This is a genomic window from uncultured Streptococcus sp. (genome assembly GCF_963516575.1).
In the GTDB taxonomy this organism is placed as follows: Bacteria; Bacillota; Bacilli; order Lactobacillales; family Streptococcaceae; genus Streptococcus.
Window position 1 is genome coordinate 1 of sequence record NZ_CAUQCP010000019.1, and the last position, 18323, is coordinate 18323.

General features: G+C 40.3%; 14 protein-coding genes and 2 pseudogenes. 9 read left to right on the plus strand and 7 right to left on the minus strand.

The genetic code is table 11. The annotated features are described in order from the left end of the window. Positions 1 to 1370 (plus strand): class I tRNA ligase family protein (locus RWM06_RS04520; protein ID WP_313970253.1); only part of this gene is annotated, 1370 nt, incomplete at its 5' end. Positions 1371 to 1709: 339 nt separating this feature from the next. On the opposite strand, the gene RWM06_RS04525 is transcribed toward RWM06_RS04520, so the two are convergent. Continuing rightward, positions 1710 to 2501, minus strand: a complete 792-nt coding sequence (locus tag RWM06_RS04525) for a DUF4037 domain-containing protein (RefSeq protein ID WP_313970254.1) — start codon at positions 2499 to 2501, stop codon at positions 1710 to 1712. Positions 2502 to 2709: 208 nt separating this feature from the next. On the opposite strand from RWM06_RS04525, the gene RWM06_RS04530 reads away from it, so the two are divergent. The 5 genes from RWM06_RS04530 to RWM06_RS04550 all read left to right on the plus strand — a co-directional run bounded on the left by RWM06_RS04530 (position 2710) and on the right by RWM06_RS04550 (position 9936). Continuing rightward, positions 2710 to 3108, plus strand: coding sequence for a hypothetical protein (locus RWM06_RS04530; RefSeq protein ID WP_313970255.1), 399 nt, complete (start codon positions 2710 to 2712; stop codon positions 3106 to 3108). A 130-nt stretch (positions 3109 to 3238) separates the two neighbouring features. Beyond that, the gene (locus RWM06_RS04535; protein WP_000240129.1) at positions 3239 to 3931 is read left to right on the plus strand and encodes a phosphoglycerate mutase; all 693 of its coding nucleotides are present in this window, start codon (positions 3239 to 3241) and stop codon (positions 3929 to 3931) included. A 52-nt stretch (positions 3932 to 3983) separates the two neighbouring features. Continuing rightward, the gene (locus tag RWM06_RS04540; RefSeq protein ID WP_313970256.1) at positions 3984 to 6395 is read left to right on the plus strand and encodes a glycoside hydrolase family 95 protein; all 2412 of its coding nucleotides are present in this window, start codon (positions 3984 to 3986) and stop codon (positions 6393 to 6395) included. 129 nt (positions 6396 to 6524) lie between these two features. Then, complete coding sequence (locus RWM06_RS04545; RefSeq protein WP_313970257.1) at positions 6525 to 7226, plus strand: ABC transporter ATP-binding protein; 702 nt, start codon at positions 6525 to 6527, stop codon at positions 7224 to 7226. Position 7227: 1 nt separating this feature from the next. Beyond that, positions 7228 to 9936, plus strand: a complete 2709-nt coding sequence (locus tag RWM06_RS04550; RefSeq protein WP_313970258.1) for an FtsX-like permease family protein — start codon at positions 7228 to 7230, stop codon at positions 9934 to 9936. 183 nt (positions 9937 to 10119) lie between these two features. Here RWM06_RS04550 and tnpA read toward each other — a convergent pair. Together tnpA and RWM06_RS04560 are read right to left on the minus strand one after the other, a co-directional pair. After that, positions 10120 to 10583 (minus strand): annotated as a pseudogene (gene tnpA, locus RWM06_RS04555) (IS200/IS605 family transposase). A gap of 231 nt (positions 10584 to 10814) precedes the next feature. After that, the gene (locus RWM06_RS04560; protein WP_313970259.1) at positions 10815 to 11678 is read right to left on the minus strand and encodes a helix-turn-helix transcriptional regulator; all 864 of its coding nucleotides are present in this window, start codon (positions 11676 to 11678) and stop codon (positions 10815 to 10817) included. A gap of 346 nt (positions 11679 to 12024) precedes the next feature. Here RWM06_RS04560 and RWM06_RS04565 point away from each other — a divergent pair, with 346 nt between their 5' ends. From RWM06_RS04565 to RWM06_RS04575, 3 genes and pseudogenes are all read left to right on the plus strand, one after another. Next, positions 12025 to 14040, plus strand: a complete 2016-nt coding sequence (locus tag RWM06_RS04565; protein ID WP_313970260.1) for a DUF1430 domain-containing protein — start codon at positions 12025 to 12027, stop codon at positions 14038 to 14040. A gap of 1 nt (position 14041) precedes the next feature. After that, on the plus strand, positions 14042 to 14674 hold the full coding sequence (locus RWM06_RS04570; protein ID WP_049524595.1) for an ABC transporter ATP-binding protein: 633 nt from the start codon (positions 14042 to 14044) through the stop codon (positions 14672 to 14674). Positions 14675 to 14814: 140 nt separating this feature from the next. After that, a pseudogene (locus RWM06_RS04575) lies at positions 14815 to 14973 on the plus strand (competence protein ComA); the annotation flags it as partial. A gap of 180 nt (positions 14974 to 15153) precedes the next feature. On the opposite strand, the gene tpx reads toward RWM06_RS04575, so the two are convergent. The 4 genes from tpx to RWM06_RS04595 form a co-directional block, all read right to left on the minus strand. Beyond that, positions 15154 to 15645, minus strand: a complete 492-nt coding sequence (tpx, locus tag RWM06_RS04580) for a thiol peroxidase (protein WP_173282498.1) — start codon at positions 15643 to 15645, stop codon at positions 15154 to 15156. A 121-nt stretch (positions 15646 to 15766) separates the two neighbouring features. Then, positions 15767 to 16696, minus strand: coding sequence for a metal ABC transporter substrate-binding lipoprotein/adhesin PsaA (gene psaA, locus RWM06_RS04585; protein WP_000733076.1), 930 nt, complete (start codon positions 16694 to 16696; stop codon positions 15767 to 15769). 31 nt (positions 16697 to 16727) lie between these two features. After that, positions 16728 to 17576, minus strand: a complete 849-nt coding sequence (locus tag RWM06_RS04590) for a metal ABC transporter permease (RefSeq protein WP_000559790.1) — start codon at positions 17574 to 17576, stop codon at positions 16728 to 16730. Beyond that, the gene (locus tag RWM06_RS04595) at positions 17573 to 18295 is read right to left on the minus strand and encodes a metal ABC transporter ATP-binding protein (RefSeq protein WP_261099484.1); all 723 of its coding nucleotides are present in this window, start codon (positions 18293 to 18295) and stop codon (positions 17573 to 17575) included. The genes RWM06_RS04590 and RWM06_RS04595 overlap by 4 nt, the downstream gene beginning before the upstream one ends. Between the last annotated feature and the right edge of the window lie 28 nt (positions 18296 to 18323).

Below are 18323 nucleotides of genomic sequence, written 5' to 3' on the forward strand. Positions count from 1 at the left end.
TGACTGCTGAAACGATTGAACACGTGGCTCAACTCTTTGAGGAACATGGTTCAAGCATTTGGTGGGAACGTGATGCTAAGGACCTTTTGCCAGAAGGATTTACTCATCCAGGTTCTCCAAATGGTGAGTTCAAGAAAGAAACAGATATCATGGACGTTTGGTTTGACTCAGGTTCATCATGGAATGGGGTTGTGGTAAACCGTCCTGAGTTGACTTACCCAGCAGACCTTTACCTAGAAGGTTCTGACCAATACCGTGGTTGGTTCAACTCTTCACTCATCACATCTGTTGCCAACCATGGCGTAGCACCTTACAAACAAATCTTGTCACAAGGTTTTGCCCTTGACGGTAAAGGTGAGAAGATGTCTAAATCTCTTGGAAATACTATTGCTCCAAGCGATGTTGAAAAACAATTTGGTGCTGAAATCTTGCGTCTCTGGGTAACAAGTGTTGACTCAAGCAATGACGTACGTATCTCTATGGATATCTTGAGCCAAGTCTCTGAAACTTACCGTAAGATTCGTAACACCCTTCGTTTCTTGATTGCTAACACATCTGACTTTAACCCAGCTCAAGATGTAGTAGCTTACGATGAGCTTCGTTCAGTTGATAAGTACATGACGATTCGCTTTAACCAGCTTGTTAAGACCATTCGTGATGCTTATGCAAACTTTGAATTCTTGACAATCTACAAGGCCTTGGTGAACTTTATCAACGTTGATTTGTCAGCCTTCTACCTTGATTTTGCCAAAGATGTTGTTTATATCGAAGGTGCCAAATCATTGGAACGCCGTCAAATGCAGACTGTCTTCTATGACATTCTTGTCAAAATCACCAAACTCTTGACACCAATCCTTCCTCACACTGCGGAAGAAATCTGGTCATACCTTGAGTTTGAAGTAGAAGAGTTTGTTCAATTGTCAGAATTGCCAGAAGCGGAAACTTTTGTCAATCAAGAAGAAATCTTGGATACATGGGCTGCCTTCATGAACTTCCGTGGACAAGCTCAAAAAGCCTTGGAAGAAGCTCGTAATGCCAAAGTAATCGGTAAATCACTTGAAGCACACTTGACAGTTTATCCAAACGAAGTTGTGAAAACCTTACTCGAAGCAGTAAACAGCAATGTAGCTCAACTTTTAATCGTGTCTGAATTGACTATCGCAGAGGGACCAGCTCCAGAAGCTGCCGTTAGCTTCGAAGATGTAGCCTTCACTGTTGAACGCGCTGCAGGAGAAGTCTGTGACCGTTGCCGTCGTATTGACCCAACAACAGCAGAACGCAGTTACCACGCAGTCATCTGTGATCACTGTGCAAGCATCGTAGAAGAAAACTTTGCGGATGCAGTCGCAGAAGGGTTTGAAGCGAAATAAGTTGAAAAGTCTAGGGAAAACTCAATTTGAGAAGAAAGGACAACTAATCTTATAGACTATAAAACGCATTGTATCACGTTGTTGAACACCTGATATGATGCGTTTTTATCATGTTAGAAGTTTATTGTCGTTTTCTTGTTTCAATTAATACTCTTCGAAAATCTCTTTAAACCACGTCAGCGTCGCCTTACCGTACTTAAGTACAGCTTGCGGCTAGCTTCCTAGTTTGTTCTTTGATTTTCATTGAGTATAACTTTACATCGTTGTATATTTTTGAATTTCAAAAAGCTCATGAATCATCTGAAAAGTAGATTTCATGAGCTTTTATCTGTTGGCATTCTAAAGGGATTCATCAATCAAGTGTTTAAGATTTGATAGGAGATGCTCCAAAGTTAAGACTGTTTTCTGCTGGTGAGCTAGTTGGTAGAGATTTTGAAAGTAGTCTTGAATATCGTTTTCAAAATTTTGAGGTAGATGAGAGCAATTGTTTTTTGCGAACTGGAGCATGCGTTTTTCTCCTGGATGGAGCTGCTCATTGAAGGCGAAGAGCAAATCGAAATAAGAGGCGAAAAACTCACTAGTGCGGTGATTGATGCTGAGTAAATCTTGGCGTTTGAGGGCTTTTTTGATTTGTCTTGAAAAAGCTGGCATAGCTTGGTCGAGAAGCAGGAACTGCTTGTTTATGATATTCTTTTTCAGTTCAGTTGGATAAGGAAGATTGTACTTTTTCTGGAGGGCAGCATAGTGACCATCTCGATCGTAGATAATCTTACTATTGAGCAGATTGTACCACATACAAGTAGTGTAAGAATTCTGGGCTTGGTGCTCTAAAACTACGGCTTGTAAATCTTTGTCAAATTCGTCCAGAGAGCGGTAAATCAGCTCGATTTCGATACCATTATTGAGAACACAATCGTCTTCCAATTCCCAAAATTGATTACCGATTTCCATATAGGAGCAGTATTTACTGAGAATTTCTTTTCGTATGTCTGGCGAGAGAGGAGCACTGAGGTATACATATACATCATAATCAGAGTCTTGGTCAAAATGTTGTCCGGCCCGTGAACATCCTAGAGCTAGAGCCTCTACTTGCTCTAGTTGAGACAATTCTTTAAAGAGATGTTGTGGCATAATGTTAACCTTCTTTATTTTTTGACATCATTCTAACAAAAAGTAAAGAGACTAGCAAGGGTGAAATGGAAATTTCTTTTCACATATTTGCTTAATTTTATTTCATATTATGCAAGTTTTTATTTTATAATTTCAGAAAATGCTTTTTTTTTTTTTTTAGTAAATATGATACAATTTTATTTGAAAAAAATAAAAAAGGAGATTTATTATGAAGTCAAAAGCTTTAGCACTTTATAGTGGTATTGTTGGTTTAGTAGGTGGACTCTACTTGCTTATTGCCCCGTTTCTTTTACTAGCAGCAGTTGTGAGTACAGCTGCTACAGCAACAGCTACACAGAGTCCTGAATTAGCTGCATCTACAACAGTTGCAGGAGTTGCAGGAGTTTTACTTCCAACCGTTTTAAAAATTGCAATTTTAGTTTTAGGAATTGTTGCGATTGTATACTATAAGGGAGAAAGTCGTATTGGTTCGGCTCCTTCTGTTCTATTAATCGTAGGTGGAGCAGTTGGCTTGATTCCAGTTCTTGGTTGGGTAGGAGGAATCCTAGCAATTATCGGTGGTTCACTATTTTTAGGAAGTCTCAAAAAATTCAAAGTTGAAGGATAAAAAATAAGGAAAAGGATTGCCAAACAGTCCTTTCCTTTTTGGTTTTGACTAGCTTTTTTGTGAAAAATTGTGTAAAATAGAATAGATAAACGAGGGGAAACCTCGGAAAATTTAAAGGAGAATCCATCTAATGGTAAAATTGGTTTTTGCTCGCCACGGTGAGTCTGAATGGAACAAAGCTAACCTTTTCACTGGTTGGGCTGATGTTGATTTGTCTGAAAAAGGTACACAACAAGCGATTGACGCTGGTAAATTGATCAAAGAAGCTGGTATCGAATTTGACCAAGCTTATACTTCAGTATTGAAACGTGCGATCAAAACAACTAACTTGGCTCTTGAAGCTTCTGACCAATTGTGGGTTCCAGTTGAAAAATCATGGCGCTTGAACGAACGTCACTACGGTGGTTTGACTGGTAAAAACAAAGCTGAAGCTGCTGAACAATTTGGTGATGAGCAAGTTCACATCTGGCGTCGTTCATACGATGTATTGCCTCCAAACATGGATCGTGATGATGAGCACTCAGCTCACACAGACCGTCGTTACGCTTCACTTGACGACTCAGTAATCCCAGATGCTGAAAACTTGAAAGTGACTTTGGAACGTGCCCTTCCATTCTGGGAAGATAAAATCGCTCCAGCTCTTAAAGATGGTAAAAACGTATTCGTAGGAGCTCACGGTAACTCAATCCGTGCTCTTGTAAAACACATCAAAGGTTTGTCAGATGACGAAATCATGGACGTGGAAATCCCTAACTTCCCGCCATTGGTATTCGAATTCGACGAAAAATTGAACGTAGTTTCTGAATACTACCTTGGAAAATAAAAAATTGTAAGTCTAGAATTGATTTCTAGGCTTTTTATGTTAGTATGGTAGTATGATAAGGAATAAACAACAAGATTATGTGCTAACCTACAAGCAACCAGCTTCAAGCACTTACAAGAGTTGGGAAGAAGAGGCCTTACCGATAGGCAATGGTTCTTTAGGGGCTAAAGTTTTTGGGCTTATAGGGGCTGAGCGGATTCAATTCAATGAAAAAAGTCTCTGGTCTGGTGGTCCACTTCCTGATAGTTCAGATTATCAGGGTGGAAATCTTCAAGATCAGTATAGTTTTTTAGCTGAAATTCGGCAGGCTTTGGAAATGAGAGATCATAATCGGGCTAAGGAACTGGCTGAGCAGCATTTGGTCGGGCCAAAAACGAGTCAATATGGAACCTATCTATCTTTTGGAGATATTTTCATTGAGTTTAGCCAGCAAGGTAAGACTTTGTCTCAGGTAACGGATTACCAGAGACAGCTGAATATCAGTAAGGCGCTTGCGACGACTTCTTATGCCTATAAGGGAACGCGATTTGAACGTGAAGCCTTTGCGAGTTTTCCAGATGATCTCTTGGTGCAGCATTTTACTAAGGAAGGATTGGAAAGTCTAGATTTTACTATAGAACTGTCCTTGACACATGATTTGGCTTCTGATGGAAAGTATGAACAGAAAAAGTCTGATTACAAGGAGTGCCAGCTGGATATCACTGATTCCCATATCTTGATGAAGGGAAGAGTTAAGGATAATGATCTCCAGTTTGCTGCCTGTCTAGCTTGGCAAACGGATGGAGACATTAGAGTCTGGTTGAATAAGGTTCAGATATCAGGAGCCAGTTATGCCAATCTCTTCTTGGCAGCTAAGACAGATTTTGCTCAAAATCCTGCTAGCAATTATCGCAAGAAAATAGATTTGGAGCGACAAGTAAAAAATCTGGTGGAGATAGCTAAAGAAAAGGGTTATGTTCAATTGAAATCAAGGCATATTCAGGACTACCAAGCCTTATTTCAGCGTGTTCAATTGGATTTGGGGGCTGAAGTTGACGCATCCACTATAGATGATTTGTTAAAAAATTATAAGCCACAAGAGGGGCAGGCTTTGGAGGAGCTGTTCTTCCAGTATGGGCGGTATTTATTGATTAGTTCTTCCAGAGATTGCCCAGATGCGCTACCAGCTAACCTGCAAGGGGTCTGGAATGCAGTAGACAATCCTCCTTGGAATTCGGACTATCACTTGAATATCAACTTGCAGATGAATTATTGGCCAGCCTATGTGACTAACCTCTTAGAAACGGCCTTTCCGGTCATCAACTATATCGATGATTTGCGTGTCTATGGTCGCCTAGCGGCTGCAAGGTATGCAGGAATCGTTTCTCAGAAAGGGGAGGAGAACGGTTGGTTGGTCCATACGCAAGCGACTCCTTTTGGCTGGACGGCACCTGGTTGGGATTATTACTGGGGTTGGTCACCAGCTGCCAATGCGTGGATGATGCAAACGGTTTATGAGGCCTACTCATTTTACAGGGACCAAGACTATCTCAGGGAGAAAATTTATCCCATGTTGAGGGAAACGGTTCGTTTTTGGAATGCTTTTTTACATGAGGATCAGCTAGCTCAGCGTTGGGTTTCTTCTCCGTCTTATTCTCCAGAACATGGTCCGATTTCGATTGGCAATACCTATGACCAGTCTCTGATTTGGCAATTATTCCATGATTTTATTCAGGCTGCTCAAGAATTGGGGCTGGATGCGGACTTGTTGACGGAAGTCAAAGAAAAATTTGATTTACTAAATCCTCTTCAAATTACTCAATCTGGTCGAATTAGGGAGTGGTATGAGGAGGAAGAGCAGTATTTTCAAAATGAGAAAGTGGAGGCCCAACATCGACACGCTTCCCATCTGGTGGGACTCTATCCTGGAAATCTCTTTAGTCATAAGGGACAAGACTATCTTGAAGCTGCGCGTGCTAGCCTCAATGATCGTGGAGATGGGGGAACAGGCTGGTCCAAGGCTAATAAGATCAATCTCTGGGCCCGTTTGGGAGATGGCAATCGAGCCCATAAATTATTAGCAGAGCAGTTAAAGACATCCACCTTACCCAATCTTTGGTGTAGCCATCCACCTTTTCAGATAGATGGTAATTTTGGTGCTACTAGTGGCATGGCAGAAATGTTACTCCAGTCTCATACAGCTTATCTGGTGCCTCTAGCTGCCCTACCCGATGCTTGGTCATCAGGTTCCGTTTCAGGCTTAATGGCACGTGGACATTTTGAAGTGAGCATGCGCTGGGAGGATAAAAAACTCTTACAGATGACCATTTTATCAAGGAGTGGAGGAGATTTGAGCGTCTCTTATCTAGGTATTGAAAAAAGTGTAATTGAAGTCAATCAAGAAAAAGTAAAAGTGAATTGTATGGGGAAAGATTGTATTTCAGTAGCGACAGCAAAAGGCGATTTTGTTCAGTTTTATTTTTAAGAAGATAATGGAAGGCAGTGATTTGAGACTGCCTTTTTAAAGGATTTGAGAATGTAAGCAGTTTCCAACTAGTTGAAAAAGCGTTATAATGGTAGTAGGAAGTAATTTGTTTGAGAGAGGGTGGCTCTGATGGCTTATATTGAGATGAAACACTGTTACAAGCGTTATCAGGTTGGGGACACGGAGATTGTGGCCAATCGTGATGTGAATTTTGAGATTGAAAAGGGAGAATTGGTTATCATTCTAGGTGCGTCTGGTGCAGGCAAGTCAACGGTTCTTAACCTTCTTGGGGGAATGGATACCAATGACGAGGGGGAAATCTGGATTGATGGTGTCAATATTGCAGACTATAGTTCCCACCAGCGAACCAATTACCGTAGAAATGATGTCGGTTTTGTTTTCCAGTTTTACAATCTAGTGTCCAATCTGACAGCTAAGGAAAATGTGGAACTGGCTTCGGAAATCGTGACGGATGCCTTGGATCCTGAGCAGGTTTTAACAGATGTAGGTCTGGCTCATCGTCTCAATAATTTCCCAGCCCAGCTTTCTGGAGGGGAGCAACAGCGAGTCTCCATTGCACGCGCGGTAGCCAAAAATCCTAAAATTCTTCTTTGTGATGAACCGACTGGAGCCTTGGATTATCAGACGGGTAAGCAGGTTTTGAAAATTCTCCAAGATATGTCTCGTCAAAAGGGAGCGACAGTAATTATCGTGACTCACAATGGAGCTTTGGCGCCCATTGCTGATCGCGTGATTCATATGCACGATGCCAGTGTTAAGGATGTGGTGTTCAACCAGCATCCTCAGGATATTGACAGTTTGGAGTACTAGCATGATTACGCGAAAAACTTATTGGAAGGACTTGATTCAGTCCTTCACAGGCTCCAAGGGGCGTTTTTTATCCATCTTGACCCTGATGATGTTAGGATCTCTAGCCCTAGTAGGCCTCAAAGTGACTAGTCCCAATATGGAGGCGACCGCCAATGCTTATTTAACCACTGCTCAAACCTTGGATTTGGCAGTCATGTCTAACTATGGCTTGGATCAAGCAGATCAAAAAGAACTAGAACAGATGCAGGGTGCAGAGGTAGAGTTTGGCTATTTGACAGATGTGACCATGGCTAATGGGCAGGATGCCATTCGGCTATACTCCAAACCAGAGAGAATTTCAATCTTTCAGCTAAGAGAGGGGCGACTTCCTCAGTCAGAGCAGGAAATTGCTTTGGCCAGTCATCTGCAGGGTCAATACAGTGTAGGACAGGAGATTAGTTTTAAAGAAAAAGAAGGTGGTCATTCCTCTTTAAAGGACCATACATATACCATTACTGGTTTTGTGAATTCAGCTGAAATCCTTTCCCAGCGAGATATGGGTTACGCAGGAAGTGGAAGTGGGACTCTGACAGCCTACGGGGTGATTTTACCTAGTCAGTTTGATCAGAAAGTCTACAATATAGCTCGTTTGAAATATCAAGATTTAGCAGGTTTAAATGCTTTTTCATCAGCTTATGAAGAAAAATCCAAGCAACATCAGGAAGACCTTGAACAAGCTTTATCAGATAATGGCAAGGCACGTCTGCAAGTCTTGAAAAAAGAAGGGCAAGAGTCTCTCGATAAGGGGCAAGAGAATCTTGACAAGGCGCAGGTTAATATGCAGGAAGGCAAGCGTCGTTTAGCAACTGCTCAAGCTCGTTTACAGGCGCAGGAAAGTCAACTAGCCTTGCTCCCTCAAGCTCAGAGAGACCAGGTCCGTGCTCAACTTACCCAAGCCAAGCAGGAATTGGACAAGGAAGAGGACAAGCTAAAGCAAGCTGAACAAAGTCTAGCTCAAGAAAAGGAAAAATTAGACAAACATCAGAAAGTTTTAGATGATTTGGCTGAGCCCAAGTATCAGGTCTATAATCGTCAGACCATGCCAGGTGGTCAGGGCTACCTCATGTACAGCAATGCTACAGCCAGTATTCGGGCAGTGGGCAATATCTTTCCTGTAGTGCTTTATGCTGTTGCAGCTATGGTGACCTTCACAACTATGACTCGTTTTGTAGATGAAGAGCGAACTCATGCAGGGATTTTTAAGGCCTTGGGCTATCGCAGTAAGGATATTATCGCCAAGTTTCTCCTTTATGGACTAGTAGCTGGGACTGTCGGAACGACTCTAGGTAGTATACTTGGTCATTATTTGCTAGCCAGTGTGATTTCAAGTGTCATTACAAAAGGCATGGTAGTGGGAGAAACCCAGATTCAGTTCTATTGGAGCTATAGTATACTAGCTCTTGGCTTGAGTTGGTTGGCGAGTGTCTTACCAGCCTATCTGGTGGCTCGGAGGGAACTTCATGATGAAGCAGCTCAGCTTTTACTGCCTAAACCACCTGTCAAAGGAGCTAAAATTTTACTGGAGCGCATCGGTTTTATTTGGCGCCGTCTTAGTTTTACCCATAAGGTAACAGCTCGTAATATCTTTCGTTATAAACAGCGGATGTTGATGACAATATTTGGTGTAGCAGGTTCAGTCTCCCTGCTCTTTGCAGGCTTGGGAATCCAATCCTCTGTAGCAGGAGTTCCGTCTAGACAGTTTCAACAAATCCAACAGTATCAGATGATTGTCTCTGAAAATCCTAGTGCGACCAATCAAAACAAGGCAGATCTCGAAGAAGTGTTGAAAGGGCAGGATATTCAAGCCTACCAGAAAATCTATTCAAAAACGCTAGACAAGGATTTCAAAGGCAAGGCTGGTCTTCAGACCATTACACTTATGATGACAGAGAAGGAAGATTTGACACCCTTTATCCATTTGCAACATCATCAGCAAGAGCTGACATTAAAAGATAGCGTCGTTATCACAGCTAAACTAGCCGATCTGGCAGGTGTTAAGGTTGGGCAGACTTTGGAAATTGAGGGTAAGGAGCTAAAGGTAGTCGCTATTACTGAGAACTACGTTGGTCATTTTATTTATATGAGTCAAGCTAGCTATGAGCAAATTTACGGACAGGTGCCGCAAGCTAATACTTATCTGGTCTCTCTAAAGGATTCTAGTGCTACTAGTATCGAAAGGCAGGCAGGTTTACTCATGAATCAATCTGCGGTGTCCAGTGTCGTCCAGAATGCTTCAGCCATTCGACTCTTTGACTCGGTCGCAAGCTCACTCAATCAGACCATGACCATCTTAGTTATCGTATCGGTTCTATTGGCTATCGTTATCCTCTACAATCTGACCAATATCAATGTGGCTGAGAGAATCCGTGAACTCTCCACTATTAAGGTTCTCGGTTTTCATAATAATGAAGTCACTTTCTACATTTACCGTGAAACGATTGTACTATCTCTTGTAGGAATCGTATTTGGTCTGGTATCTGGTTTCTATTTACATCAATTTTTGATTCAAATGATTTCGCCTGCGACTATTCTCTTTTACCCACAGGTAGGCTGGGAAGTCTATGTAATCCCAGTGGCAGTAGTAAGCATTATTTTGACCCTGCTTGGTTTCTTCGTCAATCATCATCTGAGAAAGGTTGATATGCTTGAAGCCTTGAAATCTGTAGAGTAAGGTAGTTGTTTTTAGCACTTTGAACTTGTATTTACTCGTAAATCATGACCACCCGTCTAACGGGTGGTTTGAACCAGAGCTATAAGCCCAAATTACCAGCCAGCGCCTAAAGACGCTGGCTTTCACGTTGTTCAAGCCTTATTGCTCTTGACTCGTCACTTGCCTCTTAAAGAGGCTTTAGTATTACTTACCACTATCCCTAAAGGGATCCTCATATTCTTTTACACTTAATTTATCTAGTGCTATATCATGCTTTTCCTGTTCTTGAATATATTTCTTAATTGTGGCTTCATTGAGTCCAATCGTACTCACATAATAACCTTCCGCCCAAAAATGCCGATTCTCAAACTTGTACTTGAGATTGGCGTGTTTGTCAAACATCATGAGTGCACTTTTACCTTTTAAATACCCCATGAAACTTGAAACACTTATCCTCGGTGGAATACTGACTAACATATGTACATGGTCTGGCATTAAGTGACCCTCGATAATTTCAACTCCTTTATAACTACACAAGCGATGAAATATTTCGCCTAAACTACTTCGATATTGATTATAGATGACTTTTCGTCTATACTTAGGGGTGAACACAATGTGATAGAACACATCCACTCTGTGTGTGATAAACTATGTGCCTTTTGTGCCATATTTTTCTCCTTTCGCTTTACAATTGGCTTGAACACCTTTATTGTATCGCGTTTGGAGTTTTTTGGGTATAACCTTCGACGCGCACCCGCATAGCGGGTGGTTTTTTTGTCTCGCACCTAGCGGAGCGAGACGGACTAACAGTCACATAATTATAAGGCTGATAGTATTAATTTCACTATCAGCCTTACAGGTTATTTAACGTTTCAGAAAAACTATAATGTCAAGATTAACTAAACAGTATCTAATTCCTTCAAATAATTTTCTATCTTCATCAACATTAAAGGATTGTTATAAATCTTACATAACTCTCTTGCTTCTATATAATAATTTTTGACTTGTTCTTTGTCTAGAAATTTGGCTCCAGCATTTCCTACAAGAATAAGTAGAGGAGCCAGTTGGTAGCTTGTCTGTCTTTGTTTACAGAGTTCAATCGTCTCAAGAGCTTCTTGGATGGCTTCATTATATTTTTCCTTTGATACTAGGTAGTGAGCGTAGTTGTACCGAACTCTGATGTAGCCAAATAAAAACTCTTGATGCTCAAAATTTTTTGTCTGATATAACTCCATCAAATGAGAGTAGTTTGCCTCATATTCTTGTTCACGACCCACTAAGGAATAGAAATTAGATAGAGTATTCAACGCCTTTAAATAAATCAGAGTATTTGAAGAGACTTTTAATAATATATTTTCCAATGAAGAAATTGCCTCACACTTACTGTCATATTGATAGAAGTCAATAATAGCTTTAATCCATTCAAGGTAAGTTCGGTCTTCTAGTGTTAGAAAAGTACTTCGTTCAATCTCTATTCTATAAATATATTCCAAATTGTCATAATTTCTGTCATTTAATAGTCGAGCAGATAATTGCTTGAAATTAGAGAGGTTAGATTTAATTTCAATTTGTTCATTAAAAAAATAATCTAATGGCACTTCAAGTCGTTGTGAGAGTTTGAACAAAAGGTCTGCGGAGGGAATGAAATGCCCTCTCTCAATTTTACTAATCTGGCTTTGTTCACAAATTCCTTCTGCAAGAGTTTGTTGGGAGAGTCTCAACTCTTTTCTTTTCAATCTGAATTTCTCTGCGAGTGTATTCATTAAAGATAATAAACCTTCCTATTTGCTTAATTTCATTATAAAATTTTTAGTTCAAAATAGCAAGTTAAAGGAATAAAAAATTCTTTATGGTAATAATAAGAAAAAAAGTTCAAAATGTAATAAAAATAGTTGACTAAATAATATATATATGATAGAGTAAAAACAAGTAAATAGAAAGCGGTTTCATTGCATGAGAAAAAAACGTGGAATTCAAAAATTAGTTACATTTGATGCGGGATGGTAAAGAATAATTGAAGAAGATTCTTTTATCAATAGTTTAGTAAGCTTGTTAGTTTATAGAGGGCAGGGGTATTTCTACCCTCTATTTTAGAATAAGGAATGCACTATGAAAAAATTATTTATACTCATATCCAACCTGCTTGCTAGTTTGTTCTTTGTTTGGGTATTTACCATTTGGACAGATACATATGTCTCCCATTATTACCCCAACGTTGTTGTACATGATTCTTCCCCTGAAACAACTTTTCAACATGTTGCTACACGCTTGGAAAAACTAGCAGAAGAAACGGATAGCTTTATTGCGATTCAACACCAAGATCCTAACTCAGAAGGTACTCCAGTGTTTTCTTATACGACCTTTGGGAACGGAAAGTTGCCTGATGGGCTACAGGAAAAAAATCTAGAAGATGCTCAAAGTAGTAGTGTTGAAACAAACTATTTTGTATTCTATGGAAACCTAGATATTCACTTGCTAAGGGAGGAGCTAAGTCAACTTGGCTTGACTAACATGCACCTGACAATTCCATCTAAACTATCTACGTTAATGGCTATCTTTAGTAACGGATTTCAGTTAATCAGTCTATTGATTTTCATCTTAACCTTTGGAGCACTGACTTTAATTAGTCAAATTAGCCAATTACGGTCGTCGGGCATTCGCCTCATTTCAGGAGAGAAACGGTGGTCCATTTTCCTTAGACCAGTTGGTGAGGATTTGAAAGGGATAGCTGTTGGTTTCAGTTTAGCTGGCGTGCTCGCCATTCTTATGCAAAAAATTCTGTCGCTTCCAACGCAATCCCTAATGACCATAGGAGAAGGTTTGCTCTGTTATAATCTCATCTTGTTGTCAATCTCCCTGTTTTTCGCTCAACTCTTCGCAGTTGGGATAAAAAAGATACACCTGATGCAGATTATAAAAGGGCAAGTGCCTGTCAGAGGAATCATTAGTTTGATTTTAATCGGTCAACTATTAGCGATTATTATTGTAACGCTGGGAATAGGGAGTAGCTTAAAGTATTCCCAAGCCTGGCAACAGCATCGGATTGGACAAGAGGCTTGGAGCCAGGAAAGGCAACTGATTACCCTATCAATCAGCCGTGAAGGAACGAGTCCTGGTTTTGATGAACAAGCTCAAAGGAAACTCAGAACTTGGTATCAATTGATGGATCTGGCTGCTTCAGAACAAAAGGCTTTCTTATCTAGACACCAGTTAATTGACCGTACTTTGCAAAATGGCATGGCTTCTTCCAAAAACTTTATAACCTCTACAGAATGGCACGATTACAGCCCGAATGGCAATGTCCTTATCGTCACACCGCAATACTTGGAGCGTCAAAACATTCCTGTAGATACAACTATTGAGCAAAAGATGAATCACCTTGATGTAGGGGAGTTTGTCTTATTACTGCCTGAACACCTCCGTTCAGAGGAAGAACATTATAAATCTGTTTTTGAAGACGACTTAACCAGTCGCATATCTAGTAAAGATGAACGACAGCAAATGACTGCTACGGTAGGTTATTTGGAATCAGGTCATGATCGTTTTGTGTATAATACGACCCCTATTTCTTACCAGCAGTTTTTGAAAGATCCAATCATCATTGTTATAACACCCCAATCAACTGGTCCACAGTCCATTGTGTTTTGGGTAGACGCAGTACAGAACTACGTTCTCTTTAATCAATTGTCTGATGCCCAGGAGCTTATCCAGAGACAAGGCATTGAAAATTGGGTCTCAGAAATGCAAACAGGTTACCACAACTACATCACATTATCGGATAATATCCAGAGGGAACGTTGGGTAATGCTAGCAGGAGCTGTGCTTGGGATTGCAACTTCAATCTTGTTGTTTAACACTATGAATAGGCTCTACTTTGAAGAATTTAGACGTGCTATTTTTATCAAACGCATTGCAGGTCTCAGGTTCTTAGAAATCCATCGCACTTATCTCTTTGCTCAACTGGGTGTGTTTTTACTGGGATTTATTGCGAGTGTATTTCTTATGGTAGAGATAGTAGTTGCTTTCTTAGTCTCGTTACTCTTTACTGGTCTATCTCTTTTACAGTTACATGTCCAAATGCAGAAAGAAAACAAGATGTCCATGCTTGTTTTGAAGGGAGGTTAATATGATTGAACTTAAACAGGTGAGTAAATCTTTTGGAGAACGAGAGTTATTTTCGAATCTTTCAATGACATTTGAGGCTGGAAAAGTCTATGCCTTAATTGGTTCAAGTGGTAGCGGAAAAACAACCTTGATGAACATGATTGGGAAATTAGAATCTTATGATGGGACGATTTTTTACCGAGGTAAAGACTTGGCCAATTATAAATCGAGTGATTTTTTCCGTCACGAATTGGGCTACCTCTTCCAGAACTTTGGCTTAATTGAAAACCAAAGTATTGAAGAAAACCTTAAGCTAGGGCTCATTGGTCAAAAGTTGAGTCGGGCGGAACAGCGGTTGAGGCAGAAGCAGGCTTTAGAACAGGTCGGCCTGGCTTATCTTGACCTAGATAAGCGCATCTTTGAGTTATCGGGCGGAGAATCGCAACGGGTTGCCTTGGCAAAAGTTATCTTAAAGAATCCACCCTTTATTCTGGCAGATGAGCCAACAGCTTCAATAGACCCAGCAACCTCTCAGTTGATTATGGAGATTTTGCTATCTCTTCGAGATGATAATAGGCTAATCATTATCGCAACACATAATCCGGCAATTTGGGAGATGGCTGATGAAGTGTTCACGATGGATCGTCTGAAATAAAAATCCTTGTTTTTAATTGCACGATGAGTTACTGAAATATTATCATGAATCAATAATTGGAGTTAATTTAGAATTGTACTTTATTAATATTGAGGTAACTCTTTCTTGATAAAGGAAGAAATAGTGGAGAGGAAGTTAGAATGAAAAAATTCGACAATTATATTATTGAGAAGCCTTGCGATTCTAATTCAGATAAACTGCAAAAAATCTTAATAATTGAAAGTTTGGTAGATGATATTTTGCAATTTTCTCTCAGAATCAATAATAGTGTAGGAGAGATTTTCCTCCTACAACTGTTTCAAAAGAAATATTTACCCATTGGGAGAAGATGTTGCAGTGGATAATGTGTTACTCACTGAAAAATATAATTTTCAACTAAAAGATTTTGAAGGATTCATTTCAAAATAAACAATAATTAAAGAATAAGAAAAATCCTCCGTTTCAAAGAGTAGGGAACTCTTTGTGACAGAGGATTTTTTCTATAGGGCTTTAGCAGCTGCAATTGCGGCTTCGAAGTTTGGTTCAGAGTTGATATTGTCCACGTATTCAACGTAGCGAATAGTATTGTCAGTATCTAGGACAAAGACTGCGCGTGCCAATAGATGCCACTCATTGATTAAGAGAGCGTAATCACGTCCAAAGGAATGGTCGAAATAGTCTGAGAGCATGATGGCATTTTCAATTCCCTCAGCACCACACCAACGTTTTTGGGCAAATGGTAGGTCCATAGAAACAGTCAATACGACCGTGTTGTCCAGTCCAGCCAGTTCTTCATTAAAGCGACGCGTTTGAGTTGAGCAGATACCTGTATCGATAGAAGGCACGACACTCAAGACTTTTTTCTTGCCATCAAAATCAGCTAGAGTTTTTTTAGAAAGGTCTGTTGTAGTGAGAGAAAAATCAAGCGCCTTGTCGCCGACTTGTAGTTGTTTACCTGTAAAGCTCACAGGATTTCCGAGAAAAGTTACCATAAGATACTCCAATCTTTTTTCTTCCATTTTAGCTGAAACAGTTAGAATTTTCCAATGATTTGACTGAAAATATGGGCAGAAAAAAACGTCAGCTCACGTGAGAATGACGTTTTTCAGAGGCTTATTTTGCCAATCCTTCAGCAATCTTGTCAAGGTTGTATTTCATCATGTTGTAGTAGCTGTCGCCTTCTTTACCTTGTTCTGCGATAGAGTCAGTAAAGATTTGTGCGTAGATTGGGATGTTTGTGTCTTGTGAGACAGTCTTCATTGGACGGTCATCCACACTAGATTCTACAAAGAGTGAAGGAGTTTTTGTTTGGCGAAGTTTTTCAACCAAGGTCTTGATTTGGTCAGGAGTTCCTTCTTCTTCAGTGTTGATTTCCCAGATGTAGGCACTTGGGACACCGTAGGCTTTAGAGAAGTATTTGAAGCATCCTTCGCTGGTTACAATGAGTTTTTTCTCAGCAGGGATGTTGTTAAATTTCTCTTTAGCTTCCTTGTCAAGTTTGTCTAGCTTATCAGTATATTCTTTGAGATTTTTTTCGTAGAATTCCTTGTTGCTAGGGTCTTTAGCGCTCAATTGTTTTGCGATATTTTTAGCAAAGATCATACCGTTTTCAAGGTTAAGCCAAGCGTGTGGGTCTTCTTTACCTTTTTCGTTTTGGCCTTCAAGGTAGATAACATCAACGCCTTCGCTGACTGCAAAGTAGTCTTTGTTTTCGGTTTTCTTGGCATTTTCTACCAATTTTGTAAACCAAGCATTGCCACCTGTTTCAAGGTTGATACCGTTATAGAAAATCAAATCAGCTTGAGAAGTTTTCTTAACGTCTTCAGGGAGTGGTTCGTATTCGTGTGGGTCTTGGCCAACAGGAACGATACTGTGAAGATCAATCTTGTCACCAGCAATATTTTTAGTAATATCAGCGATGATTGAGTTTGTAGCAACAACTTTTAGTTTTTGACCAGAAGCTGCATCTTTCTTTCCACTAGCACATGCTACAAGAGCGATGACGGAAAGAAAGAGAACGAGTAATGTACCTAATTTTTTCATTAGATCCTCCAATTTATTGGGGTTTTGCCCCTTATTTTAACAAATGTTTATTTTTCAGTTTCAAATATCGTTGTTTTGGAGCGATAAAGAAGCTAATGAGAAAGAAACTAGCAGCTGTGAGCACGATACTAGAACCTGCCGCAACGTTAAAGCTATAGCCGATAAAGAGCCCCAAAACTGAAGCAGTAGCTCCAAAGGTTGAGGAAAGGAAAATCATGCTTTTCAGGCTATTAGCATACAGATAAGCAGTTGCAGCTGGGGTAATCAGCATGGCTACAATCAGGATAGTTCCGACACTTTGCATGGCTGTCACAGACACGAGAGTCAAGAGTACCATGAGAAGGTAGTGATAGAAATTGACAGGCATTCCCATGGCTTTGGCCAAGAGTTCATCAAAGGATGTTATCAAGAGTTGCTTGAAGAAAATCCAGATTAACAAGAGAATGGCTGCACCAACACCCATAGTAATAAACATATCCGTATCTTGGACGGCTAGGATATTACCAAAAAGGATATGGAAAAGGTCAGTTGAACTTTTAGCGACACTAATCAAGATGATACCGAGGGCTAAGAAAGAAGAAAAGGTAATGCCGATGGCGGTATCGCTTTTGATAATCGAGTTTCCCTTGATGTAGGTAATGATGATGGCAGCTAGCAATCCAAAGACAATGGCTCCGATAAAGAAGTCAACGCCCAAGATGAAGGAGAGGGCTACACCTGGTAAGACAGCATGTGAAATGGCATCCCCCATGAGTGACATCCCGCGTAGGATGATGAAACATCCCACAGCTCCAGCTACGACCCCGACGACAATGGCTGTTATCAAGGCATTTTGTAAGAAATGGAATTTTTGCAATCCATCGATAAATTCTGCAATCATAGGTCACCTCCATTGAAAAAGAGTCGATTACCGTAAGCTTCTTTGAGATTGGCTTCGGTAAAGGTTTCTTTGGTCGGACCAAAGGCAATCACTTCTCGATTGACAAGTAAGACTTGATCGAAGTAGTGGGGAACCTTGCTGAGGTCATGGTGAACGATGAGAACCGTCTTACCAGCTTTTTTCAGATCTCTCAGCGTATTCATGATGATTTCCTCACTGACAGAGTCAATCCCAACAAAGGGTTCATCCAAGAGGATATAGTCGGCTTCCTGTACCAAACATCTGGCAATCAAGACCCGCTGGAATTGACCTCCAGACAGTTGACTGATTTGACGTTCAGCATAGTCAGCTAGGCCGACGATTTCAAGGGCTTCCTCTACTTTTTTCCAATGTTTAGCATTTAAACTGCGAAAGAGAGGAATAGAGGGAAATAGTCCTAGCGAGACGCATTCCTTGACCTTGATGGGAAAGTTGTAGTCGATATTGATCTTTTGTTCGACATAGGCAATTCGGTGTAAGGATTTTTTAACTTCCTTGTCATCGAGAAATGCCTGACCTTGATGTGGGATAATTCCCAGCATACCTTTTAATAATGTTGATTTTCCAGCGCCGTTTGGACCAATGATTCCGGTAATCGTTGGTCCTTGGAGCACCAGTGAAATATCCTTAAGTGCCAACGTTTCTTTATAGGAGACACTTAGGTTTTCGATACGTATCATAAACTTATATTCCTCCTGACTCTTAATA

Excerpts from the sequence above, each read along its gene's own strand:
- RWM06_RS04525 (WP_313970254.1), bottom strand. The coding sequence starts at position 2,501 with ATGCCACAACATCTCTTTAAAGAATTGTCTCAACTAGAGCAAGTAGAG.
- RWM06_RS04530 (WP_313970255.1), top strand. The coding sequence starts at position 2,710 with ATGAAGTCAAAAGCTTTAGCACTTTATAGTGGTATTGTTGGTTTAGTA.
- RWM06_RS04535 (WP_000240129.1), top strand. The coding sequence starts at position 3,239 with ATGGTAAAATTGGTTTTTGCTCGCCACGGTGAGTCTGAATGGAACAAA.
- RWM06_RS04540 (WP_313970256.1), top strand. The coding sequence starts at position 3,984 with ATGATAAGGAATAAACAACAAGATTATGTGCTAACCTACAAGCAACCA.
- RWM06_RS04545 (WP_313970257.1), top strand. The coding sequence starts at position 6,525 with ATGGCTTATATTGAGATGAAACACTGTTACAAGCGTTATCAGGTTGGG.
- RWM06_RS04550 (WP_313970258.1), top strand. The coding sequence starts at position 7,228 with ATGATTACGCGAAAAACTTATTGGAAGGACTTGATTCAGTCCTTCACA.
- RWM06_RS04560 (WP_313970259.1), bottom strand. The coding sequence starts at position 11,678 with ATGAATACACTCGCAGAGAAATTCAGATTGAAAAGAAAAGAGTTGAGA.
- RWM06_RS04565 (WP_313970260.1), top strand. The coding sequence starts at position 12,025 with ATGAAAAAATTATTTATACTCATATCCAACCTGCTTGCTAGTTTGTTC.
- RWM06_RS04570 (WP_049524595.1), top strand. The coding sequence starts at position 14,042 with ATGATTGAACTTAAACAGGTGAGTAAATCTTTTGGAGAACGAGAGTTA.
- tpx (WP_173282498.1), bottom strand. The coding sequence starts at position 15,645 with ATGGTAACTTTTCTCGGAAATCCTGTGAGCTTTACAGGTAAACAACTA.
- psaA (WP_000733076.1), bottom strand. The coding sequence starts at position 16,696 with ATGAAAAAATTAGGTACATTACTCGTTCTCTTTCTTTCCGTCATCGCT.
- RWM06_RS04590 (WP_000559790.1), bottom strand. The coding sequence starts at position 17,576 with ATGATTGCAGAATTTATCGATGGATTGCAAAAATTCCATTTCTTACAA.
- RWM06_RS04595 (WP_261099484.1), bottom strand. The coding sequence starts at position 18,295 with ATGATACGTATCGAAAACCTAAGTGTCTCCTATAAAGAAACGTTGGCA.